Origin of the sequence: Actinopolymorpha pittospori, assembly GCF_014873875.1 — a bacterium.
Lineage (GTDB): Bacteria > Actinomycetota > Actinomycetes > Propionibacteriales > Actinopolymorphaceae > Actinopolymorpha > Actinopolymorpha pittospori.
The window spans coordinates 530,377-554,676 of record NZ_JADBEM010000001.1 but is presented as its reverse complement, the minus strand read 5'-3'; the positions used below and the strand labels follow the sequence as shown (position 1 = coordinate 554,676).

Here is a 24,300-nt window from a genome sequence, read left to right as displayed (position 1 = left end):
GCGATGGACGAAAGACGCTGGACCCAGTGCACTCCGTCGGAGTTCGCCTGGGAGCGGGCGGCACTTGCGTACCTTCGGACAGTCCTGCCAGATGGTGAGCCGTATCGCGCGTGGGCGAATGCCGAGTTCATCGGGACCGATGGGTCCGTCAACGAAGTAGACCTCCTGCTCATCACGCGGCGGCAGCTCATCGTCTTGGAGGTCAAGTCCTGGTCAGGCGTCCTCGTTGGTGATGCTGGAACGTGGCAGCAGACGCACCGGGCTCCGGTCGACAACCCTGTGATCGGGGCGACCCGCAAGGCCAAGAAGCTCAAGTCCCTCCTCGCGGCCCAGCCGGCGCTCCGGGGCGGTGGGCAGCGCGTGCCGTGGATCGAAGGGGCGGTCTTCCTCTCCGATGCTCGACTCGACATACGCCGGCTCAGTGCAGAGGGTCGGGCACATGTCTTCGGCCGACCCGACCACGATGGCCTTCAGAGCATCATTGACCGTGCCAGCCAGCCGGGGCACATCGATGCTGTCCAAGCGCGAGCCATCGCCAAGGCGATCGATCAGGCCGGCATCCGCCAGTCACAGCGCGGACGCAAGGTCGGCAACCTCCGACTCGAGATGCCCGCGTTCGAGGAAGCGCCTGGCTGGCAGGACTTCCTCGCGCGTCACGAGCGCTTCCGCGACGACCCGCCCCGGCGCGTCCGCATCTACCTTGCCGGAGCGGCCGAGGCGAGTGAGCGTCGTGCGCAGCTTCTCCGAGCTGCCGAACGTGAATACCGCGCGCTGCGAGGCATCGACTACAGCGGCATCGCCAGCCCGGTCGATTTCGTCGAGCATGACCTCGGCCCCGCACTGATCTTCCCGCACGACCCGCGCCTCGTACGGCTCGACCACTTCCTCCAACAGGAGGAAGGCAACCTCGACCTCGACGCCTGCCTGTCGCTACTGCGGTCCCTCGCGGAGACAATCGCCTACGCCCATCGCCGCGTCCTGACCCATCGCGGGCTGAGCCCGCAGTGCGTATGGGTTTGCCGTGACGGGGATGGATTCGTCGTCCAGGTCAGCGACTGGCAGACGGCCACCAGAGGTTCGGAGACCACGACGGGTGCGTCCGTCACCTCCACCCAAACGTTCGCCGAACTCGCTGACCAGGGCGCCACCGCCTACTTCGCGCCGGAGTGGGCGTGGGGGAGCCAGAACGGCGTCAGCCTCGATGTGTTCGGGCTCGGTGCAATCGCTTACCGATTGTTCGCGGGGCACCCGCCGGCATCGTCGTTCGGTGCTTTGAGTCAGCGCCTCCAGTCGCAGGGGTGCCTGTCTCTGACTCAGCAGGTCGACAACATCAGCGAGGAACTGGACGACCTCGTAGCCCGGGCCACGGCCGCGGACGCCGACCGCCGTACGCCGGACATGGCGGCCTTCCTCCTCGATCTCGACACACTGCGGGAGCAGCTCGCCGCGACAGCCGAACAGCAGCCAGTCGCGGTCGACCCACTCACCGCCGAAGCCGGCGACGAACTCGACAGCGGCTTCGAAGTAGCCGGACGCCTCGGCCGCGGCTCGACGGCCTTGGCACTGCTGGTCAACCGAGAGGGGAAGGAGGCCGTCCTCAAGGTCTCCCTCGACCCGGAGAAGGACGGCCGGCTGCGCGCCGAGGCTGCGGCGCTCACTCTGTTGGGCGAGCATCCGGGCATCGTCCAGCTCCTCGACAGCGAACCGCTGCACGTAGGTGGCCGGCTCGCGATCCTCCTCTCCTACGCTGGGAAGGGCACGCTCGCTCAGGAGCTTCGTGAGCGGGGACGTCTCCAGCCGGAGTGGCTGCACGACTGGGGCACCGACCTGCTCACCATCGTCAACCACCTCGAACGCACTGGTGTCGGCCACCGTGACATCAAGCCTGACAACCTCGGGATCGCCGAGCGGGGCGGCAAGGGCAAGAAGCGGCGCCTGGTCCTGTTCGACTTCTCGCTGTCCAAGGAACCGCTGGAGGCGGTCGACGCCGGCACCCCGCCATACCTCGACCCCTTCCTAGGCAAGGGTGAGCGCCGCCGCTGGGACACCGCCGCCGAGCGGTATGCCGCCGCAGTGACCCTGTATGAGATGGCGACCGCGCGCCGACCGGAGTACGGCGCCGCCGGCGGGCACCCCGGTTTCGGGGATGCAGACGTCAGGATAGATACCGAGCTGTTCGACCGCTCGTACGCCGCTGGACTGGCTGACTTCTTCCGCCGAGCGCTGCATCGAGATGCTCGCAAGCGGTTCGACACGGCAGAGGACATGCAGCGCGGCTGGGACGCGGTGTTCGCTGAGCCGTCGACTGTCGTACCCGAGGAGCCGGACGCGCAGCGGGTGAGTCGGGACACGCCGGTTGGCGCGGTAGGTCTGTCGCCCGCGGTCCTCGCTGTCCTGGAGCGGCTGGCCGTCACAGATGTGGGTGGCGCGCTCGACCTGTCCCCAGCCCAGGTGATGTGGCTCCCCGGCATCGGGACGAAGACCCGCGAACGCCTCATCCAGGAGTTGCAGGACCTCACCGAACGCGTCACCGCGTCGACGCAGGAACGTGCGTCGGAGCCGACGCTTCTCGACACGGTCGCTGCCGCGCTGGTGCCCGACTCCGCCGATCGGGAGGTGGCCGAGGCCCTGCTTGGACTGGGCGACCGGGGAGGCAGCGCCTGGGCAAGCTCCCGCGACGCCTCCAAATCACTCAGCCGTGACCAACGAACGATCCGTCAGTCCGTTCAGCGGCTCGAGGATCACTGGGTCGGGCTCGACGGCATGCGGATCCTTCGGGATGCAGTGGCCGAGGCGGTCGAATCGGTGGGCGGAGTCGCCTCCGCGGCACACTGTGCCGCCACCCTGCTCGACCGTCAGGGCAGCACCGTCGAGGAGCCGCTGCGCTCCAGGCTCGCCGAGGCCCTGGTGCGTGCCGCGATCGACGCCGAGCTGGCCGATGAGGCGCTGGACGGTGACCCGCGCCTGGTCTACAGCCGGCAGGCGCACGGGATTCTTGTCGCGGCCGGACCTCAGCATGCCGGAGAAGGCGCCTCCACAGCAGATCGGCTCGACTGGGCCTCGCGACTCGGTAAGGCCGCTGATGCGATGGCGGGCGCAGACCCGCTGCCAGTACCCCAACGGGTGGTCGACACCTTGCGTGAGGTGCAGGCGCCGGCCGGCACCGATCCCGGCTTGCTGCCGCCGGAACGGTTGGTCGAGGTGGCCGCGATCGCGGCCCAGACCGCTGCCGCCACACCGCGGCTGGAGGTCTATCCGCGTGGTCTGGAGGCGGGCCGTGCGGTGCGGCTTGCGGCCGGCGCGTTGTATGGCGTGAGCGAGTTGGCTCCGGCGCAGGCCAGCGAGCGGGTACTGGCGCGATTCCCGTACGCCGCCCCGCTGCCGGACCGCCCGCAACTCGACGAGCTGCTCGAGAGCGCGGGCGTCCCGCTCGTGTGGAGCGAAGAGCGGTCGACGTACGTCGCACGCAAGCCCGACGTCGCTGGGCTGACGTCGTTCCTCACCCGCCCTTCCACCCGGTCGCGGGGATCGACTGGCGGCACGGTGACGAAGGCAGACTGGCGCCGCGTCGACAACGTGGTCCTCGAGGTCGACGACCGGCTGGCACGGTCGCTGGACGATGGTGGCTGGCTCGTCTTGTCGGTGCGGCCAAGCCGGCTCGCGCGCGCCGAGGCATGCCTGGCCGCACAGGACGTAAGGACCGTGGACGTGGAGCGCGAGTTCCTGACGGGCCTGCGTGCGTACTGCCAAGAACGCCGGGTGACCTGGGACGTCGTTCTCGCCGCTGACGCCGCAGACCGGTCGTCGCGCGACTGGGCACGGCTGTCGAGCGTCGTCCAGGCAGGTGGATTGAGCCGGGTGCGTACGGCGATACGGGCAGCCGGACCCCGTGTACTCCTCACCAACGCTGGCGTGTTGGCCCGCTACGACCCGAGCCTGACCGTGGTGGACGAGTTGCGCGACGAGGTGTTCCGGGCAACGGCTGACTCGCCGGTCCGCATGCTGTGGCTGGTCGTTCCGTGGGCGGACACCGACAAGCTGCCCAAGCTTGATGGCGTGGCCGTCCCGGTGTTCGGGCCGCAGTGGGTGCGCCTGCCCGAAGAGTGGATCAACAAGCACGAGGCAGCGCTTTCAGAGGGTGGGGCGGCGTGATCGACGCGAAGAGGCTGCTGACCGATCTGCAGCGGCAGGTCCGGTCGGTGGAACGGGACCTGCTGTTGCTCGTGGAACAGGATGCCGGCAAGGCTGATGGATTTCAGACGCGACACAAGGGGGCTGTGGATGGCAAGCGGACCGGCCTGCCGTTCGAGACCTGGCTCAACCAGCAGTTGACGCAAGTAGCGGCGGGCTGGGTGCTGGCATGCGTCTTCACGCGGCTCTGTGAAGACAACGGTCTGCTGGAGCAGACGATGTTGGCCGGTCCTGGCGAGCGACTGGCTGAGGCGCGAGAGCGGCAGAACGCCTACTTCCGCACCAACCCCGAGGACTCCGACCTGGATTACCTGCGAGCCGCGATCGATCGCCTGGCGGAGTCTGAAGTGACCCGTGCGCTGGTCGACCGGCAGAACCCCCTGCACGTCATGGACCCCTCACCAGACCAGGCGACCGCACTGTTGGAGTTCTGGCGGCGCATCGACCCGGAGTCGGGTGCGCTCGTCCACAACTTCACAGATCCCGAGTTGTCGACGCGCTTCCTCGGTGACCTGTACCAGGACCTGTCGGAGCAAGCCCGCAAGGACTACGCACTGCTGCAGACGCCGGAGTTCGTGGAGGAGTTCATTCTCGACCGAACGCTCGATCCGGCCGTCGAGGAGTTCGGGCTAGCGGACGTACGTCTCATCGACCCAGCCTGCGGGTCAGGACACTTCCTGCTCGGCGCATACACCCGGCTGCTGCGCCGATGGCGCCAGTTGGAGCCTGGCATCGACGTCCGCGTGCACATTGAACGTGTGCTGCGGCAGATCAACGGCGTTGACATTAATCCGTACGCGGTCGCGATCGCGCGGTTCCGGCTCCTTGCCGTCGCGTTGACGACCTGCGGCATCAAGCGGCTGAAGGACGCTCCGAACTGGCGATTCCGTGTCGCCATCGGCGACTCGCTTCTCTTCGGAGTCCGGCATGGGCAGGGGGCGCTGGATGGTGTAACCGCGCTGGCGCTCGCAGGGCAGCAGGGCGAGGGCGAGTTCGTCTACGAGTATGAGGATGCGGCCGAACTTGAGGAGATCCTCGGAGACCGGTACCACGCCGTCGTCGGGAACCCGCCCTACATCGCTGTCAAGGACCCGGTGCTGAACGGGCTCTACCGCAAAGCATGGGATGCATGCGCAGGAAAGTACGCGCTCTCGGTCCCGTTCGCTCAGCGTCTCTTCGACCTGGCTGTTCCCGGAGGGTTCACCGGCCAGATAACCTCCAACTCCTTCATGAAGCGCGAGTTCGGCCGCAATCTCATCGAACAGTTCTTCCCCACTATCGACCTCCACCTGGTAATCGACACGGGCGGAGCCTACATCCCCGGCCACGGCACGCCAACCGTCATGCTTTTCGGTCGAAATCGTCGCGCTGTCGCGTCGACCGTTCGAGCTGTACTTGGTGTTCGTGGCGAGCCCAAAACCCCAGCTGATCCGGTGGATGGGTTGGTCTGGTCCTCGATTGTCAACAATGTTGACGTACCGGGGTCTCAGGCAGAGTACGTGTCCGTCGGTGACGTTGACAAGTCCGTACTGCACACCTATCCCTGGAGCCTCAGTGGCGGCGGTGCGGCCGACTTGATGCGGGCACTCGACTCTGAGCTGGCAGTGCTTCTCGCCAATCTAATCGTCGAGGCTGGCATCTCCTCAGTTACTGGGGAAGATGACGTCTATGTCTTCCCCTCGAGGATTGCCGCGAGCCGTTTCGGTGTCCGCAATATTCGTAGGCTTGTTCGCGGGGAATCGTTGCGGGATTGGAGCTACATGGGTGGTGAGCGTGCAATCTGGCCCTATGGTGACGATTTCGAGGTTGTAGCGATCGAAGAGCGTCCTGACGCCTACAAGGCCCTCAAGCCCTACAAGGAGAATCTCTCGCTTCGACGGCGTTTCGGGACGCCTATGTTGGTTCGCGGGCTCACATGGTATGAGTGGCAGGAACTCTATCCAGCGAAGCTGCGCACTAATCTGACTATTACCTTCGCGTTTGTGGCGACGCATAATCAGTTCGTGCTGGATCGCGGGGGGAAGGTCTTCAATCGAACTGCGCCGGTTATTAAGTTACCGGAGGGGGCGAGCGAGGAGGAGCACCTGCGCTTGCTTGGCCTGCTGAACTCGTCGGCGGCATGCTTTTGGCTCAAGCAGGTGTGCCATGACAAGGGCGGCGGCGGGATCGGTGGCGGCCTGGCAACCGAGTCATGGGAACACTTCTACGAGTTCACCGGGACGAAGTTGCAAGAGTTTCCGCTGCCCGATGGAGCCCTGCTGACGCAGGCCACACGGCTGGACTCGTTGGCGCAGGACCTCGAGGTGGCGACGCCGGGAGCTATAGCCGAGAAGGCGGCGCCGACGCGAGAGGGCATGGACGCTACTCAGGCCGAGTGGTCACGGATCAGGGGCGAGATGGTCTCGGGGCAGGAGGAGCTTGACTGGGAGGTCTACGGCCTCTACGACCTTCTCAACGGGGATGCGGATGCGCTTATCGGGAAGGATGTCTCCAAGCCGCCGCTGAAGCTCGGCGAGCGGGCGTTTGAGATCGCGCTCGCCCGGAAGATGGCGGCCGGCGAGGTCGCGACGCAGTGGTTCGCCAGACACGGTTCGACCCCGATCACCGAGGTTCCGGCCCACTGGTCGAAGGACTACCGCGCTTTGGTGGAGCGACGGCTGGAGAAGATCGCCGATGACCCCTACCTGCACCTGATTGAGCGCCCGGAGTGCAAGCGACGCTGGGCCACCAAGTCGTGGGAGGAGATGGAGGCCGAGGCGCTCCGGACCTGGTTGCAGGACCGGCTGGAGGCCAGAGGGTTGTGGTTCCGCCCGGAGCCGTCGCTGCGCACGGTCGCGCAGCTCGCGGATGAGTTGCGCGCTGACGAGGAGTTTGTGTCCGTTGCTCAGCTTCACGCTCGCGACAAAGACCTGCTGAACGTCGTAGCGGACCTGGTCCGCGACCAGCACGTCCCCGGTGTAGCCGCCTCCCGCTACACCGACTCCGGTATGCGGGTGCGCATGGCGTGGGAAGAGACCTGGGACCTCCAACGCCGCGAGGCCGCGGGGGAGAGGGTCGGCCAGATCCCGGTGCCGCCGAAGTACAAGCAGGGTGACTTCCGAGCGGCGAGTTACTGGCGTAACCGTGGCAAGCTCGACGTACCCAAGGAGCGGTTCACCTCCTACCCGGAAGCGTCCCGCGACGGCACGTTGCTACTCGGGTGGGCCGGCTTCGACCACCTTCAGCAGGCACAAGCCCTTGCCACCTACATCTCGGAACGCCGAGACCTCGATGCCTGGGGCGCCGACCAGCTGGTCCCGCTACTCGCCGGACTGGCCGAGCTGCTCCCATGGATCAAGCAGTGGCACCCGGACGTTGACGCCGACTTCGGCCAGCGCCCGGCTGACGCGTACGGCGCGTTCCTCGACGAGCAGCTTCTGCAACTCGGCCTGACCCGCGACGACCTCGCCACGTGGCGGCCGCCCACCCCCACCCGCGGCCGCCGCCGCGCGAGCGCCTGAGAAGGGCCAGCCACCATGACACTGGTCTCCGAAGTCGTCGAGGTCCCCAACGCCATCCACAAGGGCGACTTCGTCCTCGACCTCGCCCAAGGTGTCGACGACGTCGAAAAGACCCTCCGCAACTACGTCGTCACCCCGGAGCTGGCGCAGCGATTCGACGAGGCGCTGTCGCTCATAAAGAGCGCCCTCGACGACCGCAGCAGCAAGGCCGCCTACCTCAACGGCTCCTTCGGCTCCGGCAAGAGCCACTTCATGGCTGTCCTTCACGCACTCCTGCACAACCACCCGAAGGTGCGAGCCGTCGACGACCTCGCCACGGTGGTGCAGAAGTACGACGCGCTGATCAGCACGAAGCGGTTCCTGCTGGTGCCGTACCACCTGGTCGGCAAGGAGTCCGTCGAGGATGGCGTACTTGGCGGCTACCTCGCCCATGTTCGTACTCTGCACCCAGAGGCGCCGCTGCCCGCGGTCCTCATCGACACGCCGCTCCTCGACAGCGCTCGGGAGCTGCGGGGACGCCTCGGAGACGAGGCGTTCTTCGCACTGCTCGGCAACAAGGCCGCAGACGAGGGCTGGGGCGAGGTCGCCGCGGGTTGGGACGCCACCCGATTCGAAGCCGCGCTGAACGCCGCTCCGGACCACCCCGACCGGGCAGAACTCGTCACCGCCATCCAGGAGGTACTGCCCGGCTTCGCCGAACTAGCGCGCGGCGCGCGATCGGCGTACATCAACATCGACGACGGACTCGCTGCGATCAGCCAGCACGCGGCCCAACTCGGCTACGACGGACTGGTGCTGTTCCTTGACGAGCTTATCCTGTGGTTCGCCACCCGGATGGGCGACCATACCTGGGTCGCCCGCGAGGCCCCGAAGGTCGGCAAACTGGTGGAGGCCGCCAACGCGAACCGGCCCGCGCCGATCATCAGCTTCATCGCGCGCCAGCGTGACCTCCGCGAACTCGTCGGCACCAACCTGCCCGGCACCGAACACCTCGCTTTCGCCGACAGCCTCAAATGGTGGGAAGGCCGGTTCGGCACCGTCAGCCTCTCCGACAACAACCTGCCCCTCATCGCCTCGCGACGAGTCCTCAGGCCCCGCGACGACGCGGCCCGCGCACAGATCGACACAGCATTCGCCGCGACCGAGCAGGTACGCCAGGACATCCGCTCCGCACTGATGGCGGGTAAGGCGGGGCGTGACGAGTTCCGGCTCACCTACCCCTTCAGCCCCGCGTTCGTCGAGACCCTCATCGCCCTGTCCGGTGCGCTGCAGCGGGAACGGACCGCGCTGCGGGTCATGCAGCAGATCCTCGTCGAGCAGCGCGACACCCTCCAGCTCGGTCAGCTCGTCCCCATCGCTGACCTCTTCGACGTCCTCGTCGCCGGCGACGACCCGCTCACCGGCGAACTCGGCAACCTGTGGCGCAGCGCCCAGAAGGTCTACGGCGACCTGCGCCGCCTCATCCTCGAGCTTCACGGCCTCTCCGAAGAAGATGTGGCACAACAGCCGGAATCGCACGCGGCCCACCGGGACGACAAGATCGCGAAAACGCTGGTACTCGCCGCGCTGATGCCCGAGGTCGAATCACTGCGCGACCTCACCGCCCGCAGGATCGTCGCCCTCAACCACGGACACATCCGCTCGATGGTGCCCGGCCAGGAGGCTGGGATCGTGTTGCAGTCCGTACGCCAGTGGGCAGCCCGCCTCGGCACGGTCCAGCTCACCGGCGACGCGGCCAACCCGCTGATCTCCGTCCGGCTCGAAGGCGTCGACATCGAAGGTGTCCTCGACAACGCCAAGACCGCCGACTCCGCCGGTGCCCGCCGCCAGGTGATCCGCACCCTCCTCTTCGAGATGCTCGGCGCCCGCGACAACGTCGGCCTCGACGGCGTCACCACCTATGTCACCACCTGGCGCGGCACCAAGCGGACCGTCGAACTCCTCTACGGCAACGTCCGGGACCCCTCCGACCTGGGCGACAGCGCGTTCTGGCCCAGCCACGACGGATGGCGGACGATTTTCGACTACCCCTTCGACGAGGAAGGGCATTCGCCCGTCGAGGACCTGGAACGCATCCGGGCGCTGCGCGACCAGCGGCCCGGCCATACCATCTGCTGGGTGCCCCGGCACCTCACCTCCCGGACAGTGGCTGACCTCGGCCGCTACGTGCGACTGCAGTACGCCCTCGGGCCGAGCTTCGACCAGCTCGCCGGACATCTCTCCGACAACGACCGAGCGATCGCCCGGCAGCAGATGGTCGCCCAGCGAGACCAGCTACGAAGCCGGCTCGAGAACGCCCTGCTCCAGGCATACGGCCTCGGAAACGCCGACGAGGCACTCGTCGACACCGCCCACGGCGGGATCGACATGTTCGCCAGCCTGGAGCCCAGCTTCACCCCCAAGGTCCCCGCCGGAGCCAGCCTCCAACAGGCGTTCGAGAACCTGCTCGACCAGATGCTCGGATCAGACTTCCCCGCCCATCCGATGTTCGGCACGACAGACGTACGGGCCACGGACCTGCGCAAGGTGCACGCCCAGGTACGCCGCGCCATCGAGGACGCCGGCCAGCGCATCATGGTCGAGTCTGCCGAACGCGGCGCCATGAGCCGCATCGCCGGCCCGCTCCGCCTCGGCGAACAGCACGCCCAACACTTCGTCCTCGGTCACCACTGGGACCAGCACCTGCAGCGCAAGATCGCCGAGGCTGGGCTCGCCGGGAAGCCAGTGACCGTCGGCCAACTGCGCGCCTGGCTCGACGAACCCAAGAAGATGGGGCTGCCGCAGGAGATCGCGGACCTCGTCGTTCTCCTCTTCGCAGAGCAGACCAACCGCAGCATCATCGTTCACCAGCGCCCGGTCGACGTGGGCAACCTGCAGGCGCTGCCAGCAGACGCGACCGCCATCGAACAGCTGCTTCCGAGCGAGGAAGCGTGGAAGGAGGCGCGGCAGCGTGCCCAGGCGATCTTCGGCATCGGTGACGTCACCGAACTCCTGACCGCACGAAACGTCAGCGTCCTGGCGGACCGGGTTCGATCCAAGGTCACGGCGTCCAAGTCGGCTGCGGAACAATACGTCGGCGTGCTCGCCGAGAGGGGCCCGGTCCTCCTCCGGGGCGAGGATGCCACGTCCACCGAGCGGTACCAGATCGCGGACGGCGCCGCACGACTCTGTGAGGAGATCGCTGGCACCGGCGGCGACGTTGCTGTGGTGGAGCGGCTCGCCAGCGTCAGCCTGCCGGGCGCTGCACTCCATGTGGGCATGAGCGTGGCCGCCGCGGCCGATCTCGTCTCCGCAGTTCGACGCGTGGACTGGAACATCCTCGCCACCGTGGCGAGCTGGGGTCCCGACCACCAGCTCGGGCTACGGGCGGGCGAGATCATCGACGTTCTCGCGGAGGTGTGGAAGGCGAACGAGTTCGCCAAACATCTCCAACCGGCACTGGGAGCTGCCGACACCGCCGCGCGCCAGCTCGTCTTGGAAGCCACGAGGAAGCCCGACGTTCCCACGATCACCCGGACAGTTGGAACCACCGACGCGCCGCCCGCAGGCGGTGCGACCCGAATTGAGCCTCGGGTTCCCCCTCAACCGGCAGCGGGGACGCAGGTCAGCGGCGATGTCATGGCCTCTGACACCGCCACCATCCAGCGCGTGTCCGCGACGATCGAGGCGCTCGTACGCGAGGGCAAGCGGGTACACGTCACCTGGGAGGTGACCGAGTGACCCTGCTCGCCACACCCGCACTGGTGCGCTCCAAGGTCACCGACGTACTCCAGGTCGACTCGTCTGCCCGAGTGATCGCCCTGCTTGCCAGCCCGTCGTGGACGCATGAGGAACGGGTCGAATTGTCAGGTGGTCGCACCGCCGTCGTGCGGGGCTGTGTCTCGACGCTGGCGGTCCGAGACGCGCTCGATTGCCTCACCGACCTGTCCAGCACCGACATACTCGTGCTGCTCACCGAACTCGAAAGCGCGGAACTCGGCGACGGCATCAAGGCGCGGGTCGCCGGCCAGCGGGTCCTCCCGCTCGACCGATGGCACCAGCTCATGAGCTTGTTCCGGGCGCGCGTGATCGACCCAGGCCTCACGACCAGCGCGTGGGCCGTGGATGCCCTGCTCGCCCATGCTCCGGGCGACGGCTATCCAGCCGTGCGCAGCGGATACCTCGATAAGGAGACGGCGTTCGTCGAACTCTCCGCGCGCGTCGCCGGGCTGAGCCGACTCGATCTCGACCTCGCCGGCCTCCTCCAATGGACGCTGGACCCGGCACATGTCGACCGCTGGAAATCTCTGGACGAGACGCTGCGCGACGGACTGTCGGCATGGTTGGCAGGCCGGAGTAGGGACGGCCGTGCCATCGGAGCCGTCCTTTCATGCCTGAGCGGCGACTATGGCGCGGACACCGTCGCTGTGGGCCTGGTGCTCTCCACCCTCACGCAAGAGAGTGTGCGCGACGAGGCCAAGGTCCCACGCACCATGTTGGAGACGCGCGCCCTGGGCAGCGCCCTCGACCTCGACGTGGCGGCTGAGTGGGGCCGGGCCGCCGAAGCCCTCGTTCAGCGCAGCGTGACGGCGCAAGGACGGGCCGGGGTCGGACGCGTACTCCACCGGGCCGAGGAGATCCTGGCCGAACAGAACGCGGTCGAACTCGCTCACGCCAGCGGCGTACTCGACATCGCCTTCGCGCAGCGCATCACCCACCTCGGTACGGAACTCGCCCGCCTGCTCCGCAAGCGGTCACTCGCCCCAGCACAACTTGCCCCGCTGGAGGCGATCCTCCGCGGCGTCCGATCCCATGCGCTGGTCGGCGACCACGCCGAACGTGAACGCCGGGCAGTCATGGCCGTCCGCCTGACCCGCTGGCTGGCCGGCCAACGAACCAGTCCCGCGAAGCCAGCCCTTGACCTCGCCCAGGCCGCACGCCGTCAGGAGTCTGACGACGCCTGGGTCGACGTGGCGCGGGCGCGAGTATGGGAAGGCGACGTCGAGCAGACAGTCGGCGCGGCGTACCGCGGACTGTGTGAGGTTATCGACGGACTACGTGCCGGACACGAGGAGCGCTTCGCTCGGCTTCTCGCTGATCACGCGAAGACTGGCTCGACGCTGAAGAACCTTCTGCCCGTCGAGGACGTACTCGCTGACGTGGTAGTTCCCCTGGGGAACGAGCAACGGATCCTGCTACTCGTCCTTGACGGTATGTCCACCGGTGTGGCGCACGAACTCCTCAAGGACCTCACCGGCAAGGGCTGGGTCGAGCACGGCCTGGAGCCGGAGCGGCCAGTTATCTCCGTGCTTCCCTCCATCACCCGGGTGTCCAGGACGAGTCTGCTTACCGGGCGCCTCTCGGATGGGTCCGCGGCCACGGAGAAGGCCGCGTTCCAGGAGCGCGGGTGGCCGCTCTTCCATAAGGGCGACCTGTCACCGTCCGGTGCTGGGGACGCACTGGCGCCCGCAGTGCTCACAGCGATCAAGGGAACGGCCTCCGTCGTAGGGGTAGTCGTCAACACGGTCGACGACACGCTCGACAAGGGCGGCCGTACGCCATGGTCGGCCGACTCAGTCGACCGGCTCCTCGACCTCCTCACCGCCGGCAGTGAGGCCGACCGGGTTGCCCTGCTGGTCAGTGATCACGGGCATGTGCACGAGCGCGGTTCGCGGTTGGAGTCGGACGAGAGCGGCGGTGCCCGCTTCCGTACCTCCCCACGACCGCCGAGCGACGATGAGGTGGAGCTCACCGGATCACGCGTGCTGCTCGGCGGCGGACGGGTGGTCGCGCCATGGAACGAGAAGCTGCGGTACGCCAAGCAACGCAACGGATACCACGGCGGCGCGAGCGCCCAGGAAGTCGTCATCCCGCTCGCCCTCCTCGCCCGGGCCCCGCTGGAGATCGACGGCTGGCATCCGCGCCATCACCCTGAGCCAGACTGGTGGGTCGGTGCACCCGTAGCCGAAGACGCGAAGGTCGAGGCCGCCGTCGTACCCAAGCGGAAGATTGGCCGCAAAGCACAGCCCGCCGCTTCAGCCTCCTCCGCCGCTGACGAGGGTGCCCTGTTCACCACCTCGGAACTGGCCGAAGACAGCTGGATCGACCGGGTCCTCGCCAGCGAGGCCGTCACCGAGCAGTTGCGTCGAGTACGCCGCGGCGGCATGCCCGCCGATCGGCTCACGGTGCTGTTGCGTGCTCTTGACGCCCAAGGCGGAGCGGCGACGCGGACAGTCATCGCACGAGCACTGGACATCCCGGAAGGGCGAGTGGTCAACCAGGTGGCAGCAGCCCAGCGAGTTGTTAACTTGGATGGCTACGAGGTCCTCAAGGTCGAGGGCGACACTATCCGGCTCAACGCTGCCCTTCTCAGGACGCAGGCAGGAGAGCAGTGAGTATCAGCGAGCAGCGGCGACGAGAGGTGATCGACGCTCTTCGGCGCGGCACCGTCCCGCAGCACGGGCTTGATGTCCTCGCCGTCGGTCTGAGCCGCTTCGAAACCGCCACCGGGGAGGAACTCGATCGCATCAGCGCCGGGCAGGCGGTCTTCAAGGCTGTGCGCGGGGAGTACGGCGCAGGCAAGACCTTCTTCAGCCGCTGGCTCGCGGACAACGCCAAGCGCAACGGCCTTGCCGCGACTGAGGTGCAGATCTCAGAGAACGAAACACCCCTCCACCGGCTCGAGACTGTCTACCGCCGACTCACCGAACACCTCTCGACGGCCGAGTTCACGCCGAGTGCCCTCCGCCCCGTTGTCGACTCCTGGTTCTTCGCACTGGAGGAAGATGTCCTCGCTGAAGGGAGCGTGCCCGAGGAGGAGTTGGAAGGACGAGTCACTGAGCTACTCGAAGAGCGACTCTCCATCGTCAGCCGGGTCGCACCTTCCTTCGCCGCCGCGCTCCGTGCCTATCGGCGTGCAAGTGTTGCCGGCGACTCCGCGGTCGCCGAAGGGCTCCTGGCCTGGCTCGGTGGTCAGCCACACGTCGGCGCCTCGGTGAAGCGGAGCGCGGGCATCCGCGGCGACCTCGATCACGACGGGGCGCTGGGATTCCTCCAGGGCCTCCTGGCCGTCCTGCGCGACAGCGGGCACACCGGGCTGCTCGTCGTCCTGGACGAGGTGGAGACGTTGCAGCGCGTTCGTGCCGACGTCCGCGACAAGGCACTCAACGCCCTCCGGCAGCTCGTCGACGACGTCGACTCTGGTCGCTTTCCGGGCCTCATGCTCGTCATCACCGGAACCCCGGCGTTCTTCGACGGGCCGCAAGGAATGCAGCGACTCGCCCCGCTCGCGCAGCGGCTACACGTCGACTTCTCCACTGACGCGACGTTCGACAACCCGCGTGCGGTCCAAGTCCGGCTTCCGGGCTTCGACAAGGACTCCCTGCTCGAGCTCGGAACCAAGGTCCGCGACCTCTACGCGCAGGGCTCACCGCATCGCGAACGTCTCGCGAGCGCCGTTGACGATGCGTACCTGGCCGACCTCGCACAGACTGTGACTGGACACTTCGGGCAGAAGGTTGGCGTAGCGCCACGCATCTTCGTCAAGAAGCTCGTGGACGTTATGGACCGCGTGGATCAACATGCCACCTTCGACCCCCGGCGAGACTACGCACTTCGCGTTTCTGCCAGCGAGCTCACCGACGCAGAACGCGCCATGATGCCTACACCGCCGCCTCTGGTACCAGCAGCTTCTGTCGACGACATCGACCTAGACCTGTGACCGGCTTTGCCTCGCTCCACCCTGCGGTCCAGTACCACATCGTCAACAGCCTGCGATGGCCATCGCTACGACCCCTACAAGAGGCATCCGTCGAACCGGTCCTCACCGGGCATGATGGCCTGCTCCTGGCGCCCACCGCCGGCGGCAAGACCGAAGCGGCACTGCTTCCCCTGCTCTCCCGCATGGCAGCTGCCGACTGGCGTGGCCTGAGCGTCCTCTACATCTGCCCGCTGCGGGCACTTCTCAACAACCTCGAACCCCGCGTCTCGGCCATGACCGGCTGGCTCGGCCGCCGTACAGGCGTCTGGCACGGAGACATCGCCGCCTCGGCGAAGCGCCGCATCGCCGCCGATCCACCCGACGTACTCCTCACCACCCCCGAATCCCTCGAAGCCATGCTCATGTCGGCACGCGTGGATCACCAATGGCTGTTCGCACAGCTGCAGGCCGTTGTGGTCGACGAACTCCACGCCTTCGGCGGCGACGACCGAGGTTGGCACCTGCTAGGCGTACTCTCACGGGTCACCAAACTGGCAGGACGGCCGGTCCAACGGATCGGACTGTCCGCCACGGTCGGCAACCCCGAGGCGCTCCTGGGTTGGCTGGCCAATGGATCGTCTGCTCCACGCCAGGTGGTGGCCCCGTCCGCGGACCTGACGGCTACCTCCCTGGATGTCGGGCTGGACTACGTCGGGTCACTCTCGAACGCCGCACAGGTCATTGCCCGTCTCCACCAGGGCGAGAAGCGACTCGTCTTCTGCGACTCCCGAACACAGGTGGAGGAGCTCGCGATCGCCCTCCGATACAACGGCGTGCAGACCTTCGTCTCCCACTCCTCACTCTCGGCGGACGAACGGCGGCAGGCCGAGGAAGGTTTTGCCACCGGATCCAACTGCGTCATCGTCGCCACATCAACGCTCGAGCTCGGAGTGGACGTCGGAGACCTCGACCGCGTCATCCAGATCGACGCACCCACCACAGTCGCCTCGTTCCTCCAGCGAATGGGGCGAACAGGACGGCGACCTGGGGCGACCCGGAACACGCTCTTCCTCACGACGCGCACGAGCTCCCTCTGGCTGGCCGCCGCGATCCTGCTGCTGTGGGAGCGAGGGTACGTCGAACCAGTCCAGCCGCCCGCCCTTCCGCGGCACATCGTCGCCCAGCAGATTCTCGGCCTGATCCTGCAGGAGCGCCGCCTCGTCCACCACGACCTGTGGGACTGGCTGGGCGGACTCGCGGAGGTGTCCGGGGCCGAGGCGGTGCTCGCACACCTAGTCGCGGAGGGATTCGTCCTGGACGACGGCGGACTCGTGTCGATCGGGCCGCGCGCCGAAGAGGAGTACGGCCGCCGCTACTTCCTCGAACTGACCTCCGCCTTCACGAGCGAGCCATTGCTCCGGGTCCTGCATGGGCGGCAGGTACTGGGCAGCCTGTCGACGCTCTCGCTGCTCACCCGTCCAGAGCGTGGGCCACGACTCGTGCTGTTGGGCGGTCGCTCCTGGGCTGTTACCCACATCGACTGGCGCAGACGACGGGTGTTCGTCGAACCCAGCGACCACCGCGGCCGCTCCCGATGGAACGGCGGCGGGCGGACACTCTCCTACCGCTTGGCTCGCGCCCATCACGATGTCCTCGCAGGCGCCACACCTCAGACCGTGATCCTCTCTCGTCGCGCTACGGAGGCCTTGGACCAGCTACGTGATGAACACTCGTTCGTATCCGCCGGCGACCGAACCTACGTCGTCCGAGACGCCTCAGGTCAGATGCAGTGGTGGACCTTTGCTGGGTTCGCCGCCAACTCGGGGTTGGCCCAGGGGCTCAGCGATCTCGTGGACGACACGGCTCCAGTCGGCGACCTCCGACTGCGGCTGAAGTCACACGTGAGGGCCGCTGACCTCCGAGCGGCTCTCGATAGCCGGGCAGATCTGATTGTCGGAGGGCGTCCCGTCATAGATGATGCGTCGCTTGAGGGCCTGAAGTTCTCCGCCGCCCTCCCACCGGACCTAGGGCGGGACACCCTTGCAGCGCGGCTGCGTGATGTCGCCGGCATGCAGGAGGCTCGAAGAACTCCGCTCCGTGACGTCATCCGCGATCCATGAGCAAATAGGTGCCAGACCGGTGACTGGCTATCACCTTCCCAAGGTGTAGCCACGTCGGGAACGGTGTTGATACTCCCTTCTTCTCGTTGCGCGGCAATCATGCTCGCTTGATAGGCTCAGGACTGGGACGTAGATACTTGCTGGCTCAATAGGGCCCGTACATGCTTTGGTACGGGCTCAGTCTTCTCGAGCCAGTCTTGCAGGGTGAGGGCTGCGGTGAGCATAGTTTCAAGGCTGACATCGGGGACCTCGCTTCGATTTCCTAGATAGCCATCCAGGTACGGCGGGAATACGGCTGCTGGATCGACGCGCCGGCAAGCAACGAAGGCCGTTGTCTCCGCCTCGAACTCATCGACCTCCTTGCTGCCTCGAGATCGATCAGGCCACTTCGTGTGCGAGTGGCCACGGCCAAGATGGCCGCACAGTACGTGGGCACATTCGTGGAGGATTGTAACCAGGCGCGACGCAATGTCTTGGGACTCACGCACCTCAATCTCAAACTCGACCGGTACCTGAAGAGTCACCTCTCGGCGCTTGTTCTCCAAAACGATACGCCTGCTGACTTGCTGGGTCTGTTCTCCGTAGACGGGTGGTCGGACAAATCCGGCGAGGCTCGAACCCATCCGTGCGGGTGTCACGCGTATTCCCCAAAGCTTCGCGTTGTCGATGAATCGGTCCCAAAGGGATAAGTCCGCTCCATTTACCGTGGATTTGAATGGCTCGACAAGTTCCTCCGGCACCTTAGAGTTTGGACCCGCTACGGTTTCGGAGACGTCGTAGACAGGCATGGTAGGCCCGCCTGGGCGCAGCATGATTAGCGGTCTGGCGCCAGGCCGAAGCGTTCGTCCATACTTGTTTCCCCAGTCCGTGGCGGTCGCTACATACCTGGCGCGCGGCATCTGCATGTGAACCAACATCGCGTTGAACGGTGAATACTGCCGAAAACCAGAAACGAACCGAACAAGCTCCTTGTAGGCGGCCGTAGAGCGGTAGTGAAGTCCTTCCCGTACAAGTTCGTCCATCGCCTGCCTGACAGTATCGACGGTCGGACTTGGAGGGTCCTCCGATTCCCCGAATGGCAAGGCTAGCGAACCCGCCGGGAGGTCCTCGTTCTTCGACCCCCCTCCGAGGCCGCAAGACGGAGGAGGAACTTCCAGGGGCGCTTCTACTGTCGCATGGGCCTCAGTTATCCGAGAGGCGGCATCCTTCAGGTCCTTTTTGAGTTCCCGAACCTGTGCGTGGATGCTCTGTAGCTGGCCAAGCGTCAGCGTGGTTGGCCCGGCCGTAGCGTTCGGGTTGAGGGGCCAGAAGGGGACTCCGACAAGCTCAATTTCTCCGTCCGGCCGGGGCTGTGTTATCAGATGTTCCGAGGTAATGATGCGACGGAGTTCATCTAGCCAACCGGTGATGGAGAGAGTCTTTCCTTGTTCCTGAAGTAATCCAAGCCATTCGAACTCCCGTTCCAGCCTAGCGCTAAGCCCGCTCAGTGGGGCGGACGTGTCATCGCTGACTAAATCACCCAGTAGCTCGGCAATGAACCTGAGTTGCGAGTTAACGGTGCCAAGGAGTGATCCAGCCTCACTGAAGAGGCCGTTCGTTATATTGAAAGGTGGAGTCGGCGCGGCGCCGTGCGTATTCTCTTCGGATTTGCGTAAGGGAAGCTGTCTTGTGGATGCGTCCCGCATGTTTCGCGCCAGCCGCCGAGAAGCTAATTTCCGGATCTCAGTCACCACTACATGTGCGTCTGCTTCATTCAGGTCGCCTAGATCTTTATCTCCGGATGTCGTGTGGATTACTAAGGCGGGACGGGAGAAGTGCGGCTTAATGTCCACGCCCAAGATTTCATTGCGAGGAATCAGGACGCGAGGTCCCCTAGTTAGGACGTCTAAGCGACGTATTGCAAGCACTTCATTATTGGTGACAACTATGGCGTCCAACAATGGTCGAACCTTGTTTGTTCTAACAATGAGAAGAGGAATGCTGTATGGCTGCAGGTGTACTTTTAGCCTCGTAAGACACTCCGCAACGAACTTTGGCTTGAGCTTGACCCCGATTTGGAGCTCGTCGTGGTCCATGGTCAGACCATCCTCGTTGACTGAAGCCACGGTATAACCCTTCCTCAGATGGTTTACGTGGATGTGAGGCGAGTATCGCCGACCAGCACTGTGTAAAACGTCTCGTGTGGTAGAAACTCGCAGGCTTCGAAGGTATCGACGACTCCTTAGCCGGCGACGACTGAGGCGTGGGCGTAGGTGTCGGTGGGCATCGGGCGGTCGAGGCGCCAGGTGATGGCGATGGGTCGGTCGCCGGTGTGTTCGACGTACTGCGCGGTCCCGAGGAAGACGTAGGCCGCGGTTCCGAAGTCGTTGGATCGGTGCTCGCGGGTGAACAGCAGGACGTGGCGGCCACGGTCGCGGTGGCGTAGGTACCGTTGCCCGGTCGGCGACGCCACCGACGTCGTGTTCTGTGACTCCCAGTGGAAGAGCGTGGGGCTGATCGCGTAGTCGCGGTACATCGTGGTCGGCGAGTAGTCGGCTTCGGACTTGCGCAGTGTCACGAGGAAGACGTCTGATTGCCATTCGTCGCTGTTGAGGACGCCCTCGCGGAACGCCTGCGGAGTCCGCTGCAGGGTCGCGTAATCGAGGGCGGCAAGGATCTCCTCTCGTCGGTACCGTGCATGGGTGCGCAGCGGGAGTTGTCCGAGGGTTCCAGCGAGGGGGGAGGAGACGTGTCGCGCCCGATCGAAGGCGACCTCGATGACGGCTCGGAGGTCGTCGCGGGAGGCGGCCTCGGCTCGCAGCGCAGCGAGGCCCTCGGCGTAGGAGCCGAACTTGCCCCCGTCAGGCCAGAGCGAGAAGAACAGCATGTGGGCATACCGCTGGTCGGTAGGTTCGAGATAGTCGTACCTCGGCGCGTCGTCGGCCAGGAGTCGCAGGTAGGCCCGGAATCGATCATGGTCGTCGACATGGGTGAGAGCGCCGACCCGCTTGAGGAGCTCGGTCTCCCGCGGCCCTCCGCCCCGGGTCGGCTTCGTGGCGTCGCGTCGAAGACGCGTCCAGGACCTCTTGTCTCGGACTACATCGGACAGGTCGACGCCAGCCTCACTGAGGAAGGTCGGCAGGTCGGGGTCGGGCATGTTCCGCAGGTCGCGGACCAAGTGGCGCCACTGGTTGGTGATCTGGGAACGGATGTTGTCGAGCACGATGCGCCGCGCCTGCTCGTCGAGGACGATCTGGCAGCCAGAGGGAAGGAACGGGAAGTCCTGTTCCACCTGGCTTTCGAGCCCGCGCCTCGTGGTGCCGGTGAGCGCCCGGTAGCGCTGGTCGAAGCGGAACTCCTTACGCTGATGACCCACGTAGTCGAGCACCGTAAGGACGGGCTTCCCAGAGGCATGGCGGAGGCCGCGTCCCAGCTGCTGCAGGAAGACGGTCGCGCTCTCAGTCGGGCGCAGGAAGAGAACCGTGTCGACCTGCGGCAGGTCCAACCCCTCGTTAAACAGATCAGCCGCGAAGAGCGCGTTGACGCGTCGTTCGCGGAGATCGTTCAGTGCAGCCTCGCGATCGGAGGGGCGAGTGGAGCCACTAACGGCCCGGGCAGGGATGCCAGCCTGGGTGAAGGCCTCGGCCATGTACTCGGCGTGCGCCACCGAGACGCAGAAGCCGAGCGCTCGCATTGCACCAACGTCGGCGACCTTGTCCCTGAGCTCGCGCAACACGATCGCGGTCCGGGCGTGGTTGCCGGTGTACACGTTCGACAGCGCGATGTCGTCGTAGCGTCCGCGCGCCCACGTGATGTCGGCGAGGTTCGTGCCGTCGGAGATCCCGAAGTAGTGGAACGGGCACAGGAGGTCGGCTTCGAGCGCGTCCCACAGCCTCAGTTCCGCCGCGGTGCGCCCGTCGAAGAACCGGCGGACGTCCGTGCCGTCGGTCCGCTCGGGCGTGGCGGTGAGCCCGAGGAGTTCCCGAGGCTTGAGGTGGTCGAGGAGCTTGCGGTACGTCCTCGCCTCGGCGTGGTGGAACTCATCGACCACCACGATGTCGTACGCATCCGGCCGGATGGTGGAGATGTCATACGACGCCAAAGACTGGATCGAGGCGAAGACATGCCGCCACCGGTCCGGGCGATGGCTGCCTACGTACAGCTCGCCGAAGGAACCGTTGGCCAAGACCTCGCGATAAGTGCGAAGGGACTGCTCCAATATCTCCCTGCGGTGCGCGACGAACAGCAGTGATGGCAGCTGAGCTCCGCGGGCCGACGCCTCCTCCGCCAGGCGCCGGTAGTCGAGGGCAGCCACAACGGTCTTGCCGGTCCCAGTCGCCGCCACGATCAGATTGCGGTGCCGACCGTGCCCCGTGCGCTCCGCATCCAGGGCCTCCAGCATCTGGCTCTGATGTGGCCTTGGGCGAACCTCCAGACCCGACAGCGAGAGTGTTACACGCCCGGTACCGCCGCGGTGCCCGGCTTCAGCGAGCGCGTCGTCCAGTCTGTCTGCATCGCGCGTAGGGTCGTAAGCCTCGAAGGTCGGATCGTTCCAGTACGTATCGAACGTCGCGGCGAACTTCGCCAGCAGACTCGGCGTGGCGACCTTGGACAGCCGTACGTTCCACTCCACACCGTCAAGCAGGGCCGACCTGGAGAGATTCGACGACCCCACATAGGCAGTGTCGAATCCGGTCCGCCGGCGAAACAGCCACGCCTTCGCGTGCAGCCGAGTCCGAAGGACGTCGTACTGAACCTTGTGAAGCGCCCCGGGTCTGGTGGAGGCTCTCAATCCATGGAGGATGAGAGTCATGGCGGCACCGAGGAAGTACGGCGACGAGCTGCGTGAGCGGGCCACCCGGATGGCGGTGGAGGCGCGTAAGGACCCGGCGAGTCGGCCGGGTGCGATCGCTCGGATCGCGGAGCAGTTGGGGATGCATCCGGAGACGTTGCGTGGATGGGTGCGCCAAGCCGAGATCGACGGCGGGGTCCGGCCCGGCACGAGCAGCGACGAGTCCAAGCGGATCGCGGACCTGGAGCGAGAGAACCGTGAGCTGAAGCGAGCCAATGAGATCCTGCGAACGGCGTCGGCGTTTTTCGCGGCCGCGGAGCTCGACCGCAAGATCAAGTAAGCGTGCCGACAGCGGTGCTGGTCGACTACATCGACGCCCACCGCGACAGGTTCGGGGTCGAGCCGATCTGTGAAGTCCTGTCCTCTGGCGGGACCAAGATTGCCCCGAGCACCTACTACGCAGCCAAGACCAGACCGGCCTCGGCCAGAGCGATCCGAGACGCCGAACTGGTGCCCGTGATCCGTCAGGTCCACACCGACAACCTCGGTGTCTACGGCGCCCGCAAGGTCCACGCCGAGGTCAACCGGCAGGGCACCCTGGTCGCCCGGTGCACCGTCGAACGCCTGATGAAAGCCGAGGGGCTGGCCGGGATCAGGCGGGACAAGACCCGCAAGACCACGCTGAGCGAGGGCGCCGAGACCAAGCGTCCCGAGGATCTGGTCAAGCGTCAGTTCCTCGCCCAGGCTCCCAACCAGCTCTGGGTGGCGGACCTGACCTATGTCCGCACCCACTCGGGCTGGGTCTACGCCGCGTTCGTGCTCGACGTGTTCTCCCGCATGGTCCTGGGGTGGCAGGTGTCTACCTCACTGCGCACCGACCTGGCCCTGGATGGGCTCGACATGGGTCTGTGGGCCCGGCAGCGAGCCGGGCAGGACGTCACCGGGCTCACCCACCATTCAGACCGCGGAGTTCAATATCGAGCCATCCGCTACACCCAGCGGCTGGCCGAGGCCGAGGCCGTCGCCTCGGTTGGTTCCAAGGGCGATTCGTATGACAACGCGATGGCTGAGGCGTTCAACTCGCTGTTCAAGGCCGAGTGCATCCGCAACCCGGCCATGCGCCCCAGCGGGGGCTGGAAGTCCGTCGGTGACGTCGAGATCGCCGTCGCCGAGTACATCGACTGGTTCAACCACCGACGCCTCCACGGCGAGATCGGACTGATCCCGCCGGCAGAGTTCGAGGCCAACCACTGGGCCAGCCTCACGACCGAGCACTACCCTGAAACACCCGTCCCCGCAGCGGTCGGATCCAAGTAACCGAGTCTCCACGAAACCCGGGGCGCTTCACTTGACCTGAGCACCGAACTCACCCACCAGCCGATCCAACGCCGCCCGTTCGGTCGCACCAACATAGGTGGTCGTGATCACCCGGAGCGGAACCGCCCGCTCCTGCAGCCGGGCCAGCTGCGGCTCAAGCACCCGCAGACCGTGCCACTTCACAAACGCACATAGCAGGTCAACGCCATCCGACGTCTCAATCTCAGCCCGAAGCTCGGATCCAAGCGACGGCTCCCCGGGACCATTGGTCAGCAGAGCGGCGTACGCGGGCGAACGTCGGCCATCGCGACCACGCCCGGCGCAGCGGGACGGCTCAGCCGGGTGAGCTGCGACGGCGGCTCGATCACCGGGCTCTCGCCCGGGTCTAACAGCTCGAGTACGTCGTTGACCAGCTGGACGCGTTCCGCGTCACTGCGCTTAGACGCGATCGCCCGCATCAGGGCGTCACGAAGGTGGCGAGCCAGCACCTCAGGCTGGTCCGCCTTGTCCACAGACTGCATGGACGCCTTCAGATCCGCGGCGAGCTGATCGAGCCTCGCGCTCAGGCCGGACGTGACCAGTGTCTCGAACAGACCTTCTTCCATGCCCACCGATCGCTCGTCGAGTGCCTGCGCACCCCCCAAGCGGGTGCCCCGCCCTGTAGCCAATCATGATCGCGCCGCACATATGGCCAGAACGCGAAGAACCAAGCAACTGGGCGGG

At 66.2% G+C, this 24,300-nt stretch carries 11 protein-coding genes; 7 read left to right on the top strand and 4 right to left on the bottom strand.

Annotation, left to right across the window (positions count from 1 at the left end; genetic code table 11):
- Positions 1 to 3: 3 nt before the first annotated feature.
- The 6 genes from pglW to HEB94_RS02540 are packed head-to-tail and all read left to right on the top strand — an operon-like array spanning position 4 to position 17,489.
- A complete protein-coding gene (gene pglW / locus HEB94_RS02565; protein WP_192748456.1) occupies positions 4 to 4,152 on the top strand; it encodes a BREX system serine/threonine kinase PglW in 4,149 nt (1,382 codons plus the stop codon).
- Positions 4,149 to 7,691, top strand: coding sequence for a BREX-2 system adenine-specific DNA-methyltransferase PglX (gene pglX / locus HEB94_RS02560; protein WP_192748455.1), 3,543 nt, complete (start codon positions 4,149 to 4,151; stop codon positions 7,689 to 7,691). The genes pglW and pglX overlap by 4 nt, the downstream gene beginning before the upstream one ends.
- Before the next feature lie 15 nt (positions 7,692 to 7,706).
- Positions 7,707 to 11,411: a DUF6079 family protein gene (locus HEB94_RS02555; RefSeq protein ID WP_192748454.1), complete on the top strand. Its 3,705-nt coding sequence runs from the start codon at positions 7,707 to 7,709 to the stop codon at positions 11,409 to 11,411.
- A complete protein-coding gene (pglZ, locus tag HEB94_RS02550) occupies positions 11,408 to 14,065 on the top strand; it encodes a BREX-2 system phosphatase PglZ (protein WP_192748453.1) in 2,658 nt (885 codons plus the stop codon). The genes HEB94_RS02555 and pglZ overlap by 4 nt, the downstream gene beginning before the upstream one ends.
- Positions 14,062 to 15,390 (top strand): BREX system ATP-binding protein BrxD, encoded by a 1,329-nt coding sequence (gene brxD, locus HEB94_RS02545; RefSeq protein ID WP_192748452.1) that lies wholly within the window; start codon positions 14,062 to 14,064, stop codon positions 15,388 to 15,390. The genes pglZ and brxD overlap by 4 nt, the downstream gene beginning before the upstream one ends.
- Positions 15,387 to 17,489 carry a DEAD/DEAH box helicase gene (locus tag HEB94_RS02540; RefSeq protein ID WP_192748451.1) on the top strand — a complete coding sequence of 701 codons (2,103 nt, stop codon included), beginning with the start codon at positions 15,387 to 15,389 and terminating at the stop codon, positions 17,487 to 17,489. Before brxD ends, HEB94_RS02540 begins: the two co-directional genes overlap by 4 nt.
- A 116-nt stretch (positions 17,490 to 17,605) precedes the next feature.
- On the opposite strand, the gene HEB94_RS02535 is transcribed toward HEB94_RS02540, so the two are convergent.
- Complete coding sequence (locus tag HEB94_RS02535) at positions 17,606 to 19,564, bottom strand: hypothetical protein (protein ID WP_192748450.1); 1,959 nt, start codon at positions 19,562 to 19,564, stop codon at positions 17,606 to 17,608.
- Positions 19,565 to 19,710: 146 nt separating this feature from the next.
- On the bottom strand, positions 19,711 to 22,281 hold the full coding sequence (locus HEB94_RS54230; RefSeq protein WP_192748449.1) for a DUF3427 domain-containing protein: 2,571 nt from the start codon (positions 22,279 to 22,281) through the stop codon (positions 19,711 to 19,713).
- On the opposite strand from HEB94_RS54230, the gene HEB94_RS02525 reads away from it, so the two are divergent.
- Positions 22,280 to 23,577 (top strand): IS3 family transposase gene (locus tag HEB94_RS02525; RefSeq protein WP_238361380.1). Its coding sequence is split into 2 segments (ribosomal slippage): positions 22,280 to 22,571 and positions 22,571 to 23,577, totalling 1,299 coding nucleotides; the frame shifts between segments, so codons are not numbered across the junction. The two genes, HEB94_RS54230 and HEB94_RS02525, sit on opposite strands and share 2 nt — an antisense overlap.
- Before the next feature lie 27 nt (positions 23,578 to 23,604).
- On the opposite strand, the gene HEB94_RS52150 is transcribed toward HEB94_RS02525, so the two are convergent.
- Both HEB94_RS52150 and HEB94_RS02520 read right to left on the bottom strand, forming a co-directional pair.
- Positions 23,605 to 23,739, bottom strand: a complete 135-nt coding sequence (locus HEB94_RS52150) for a phospholipase D-like domain-containing protein (protein WP_273374780.1) — start codon at positions 23,737 to 23,739, stop codon at positions 23,605 to 23,607.
- A 107-nt stretch (positions 23,740 to 23,846) separates the two neighbouring features.
- Complete coding sequence (locus HEB94_RS02520) at positions 23,847 to 24,188, bottom strand: hypothetical protein (protein ID WP_192748448.1); 342 nt, start codon at positions 24,186 to 24,188, stop codon at positions 23,847 to 23,849.
- Positions 24,189 to 24,300: the final 112 nt, after the last annotated feature.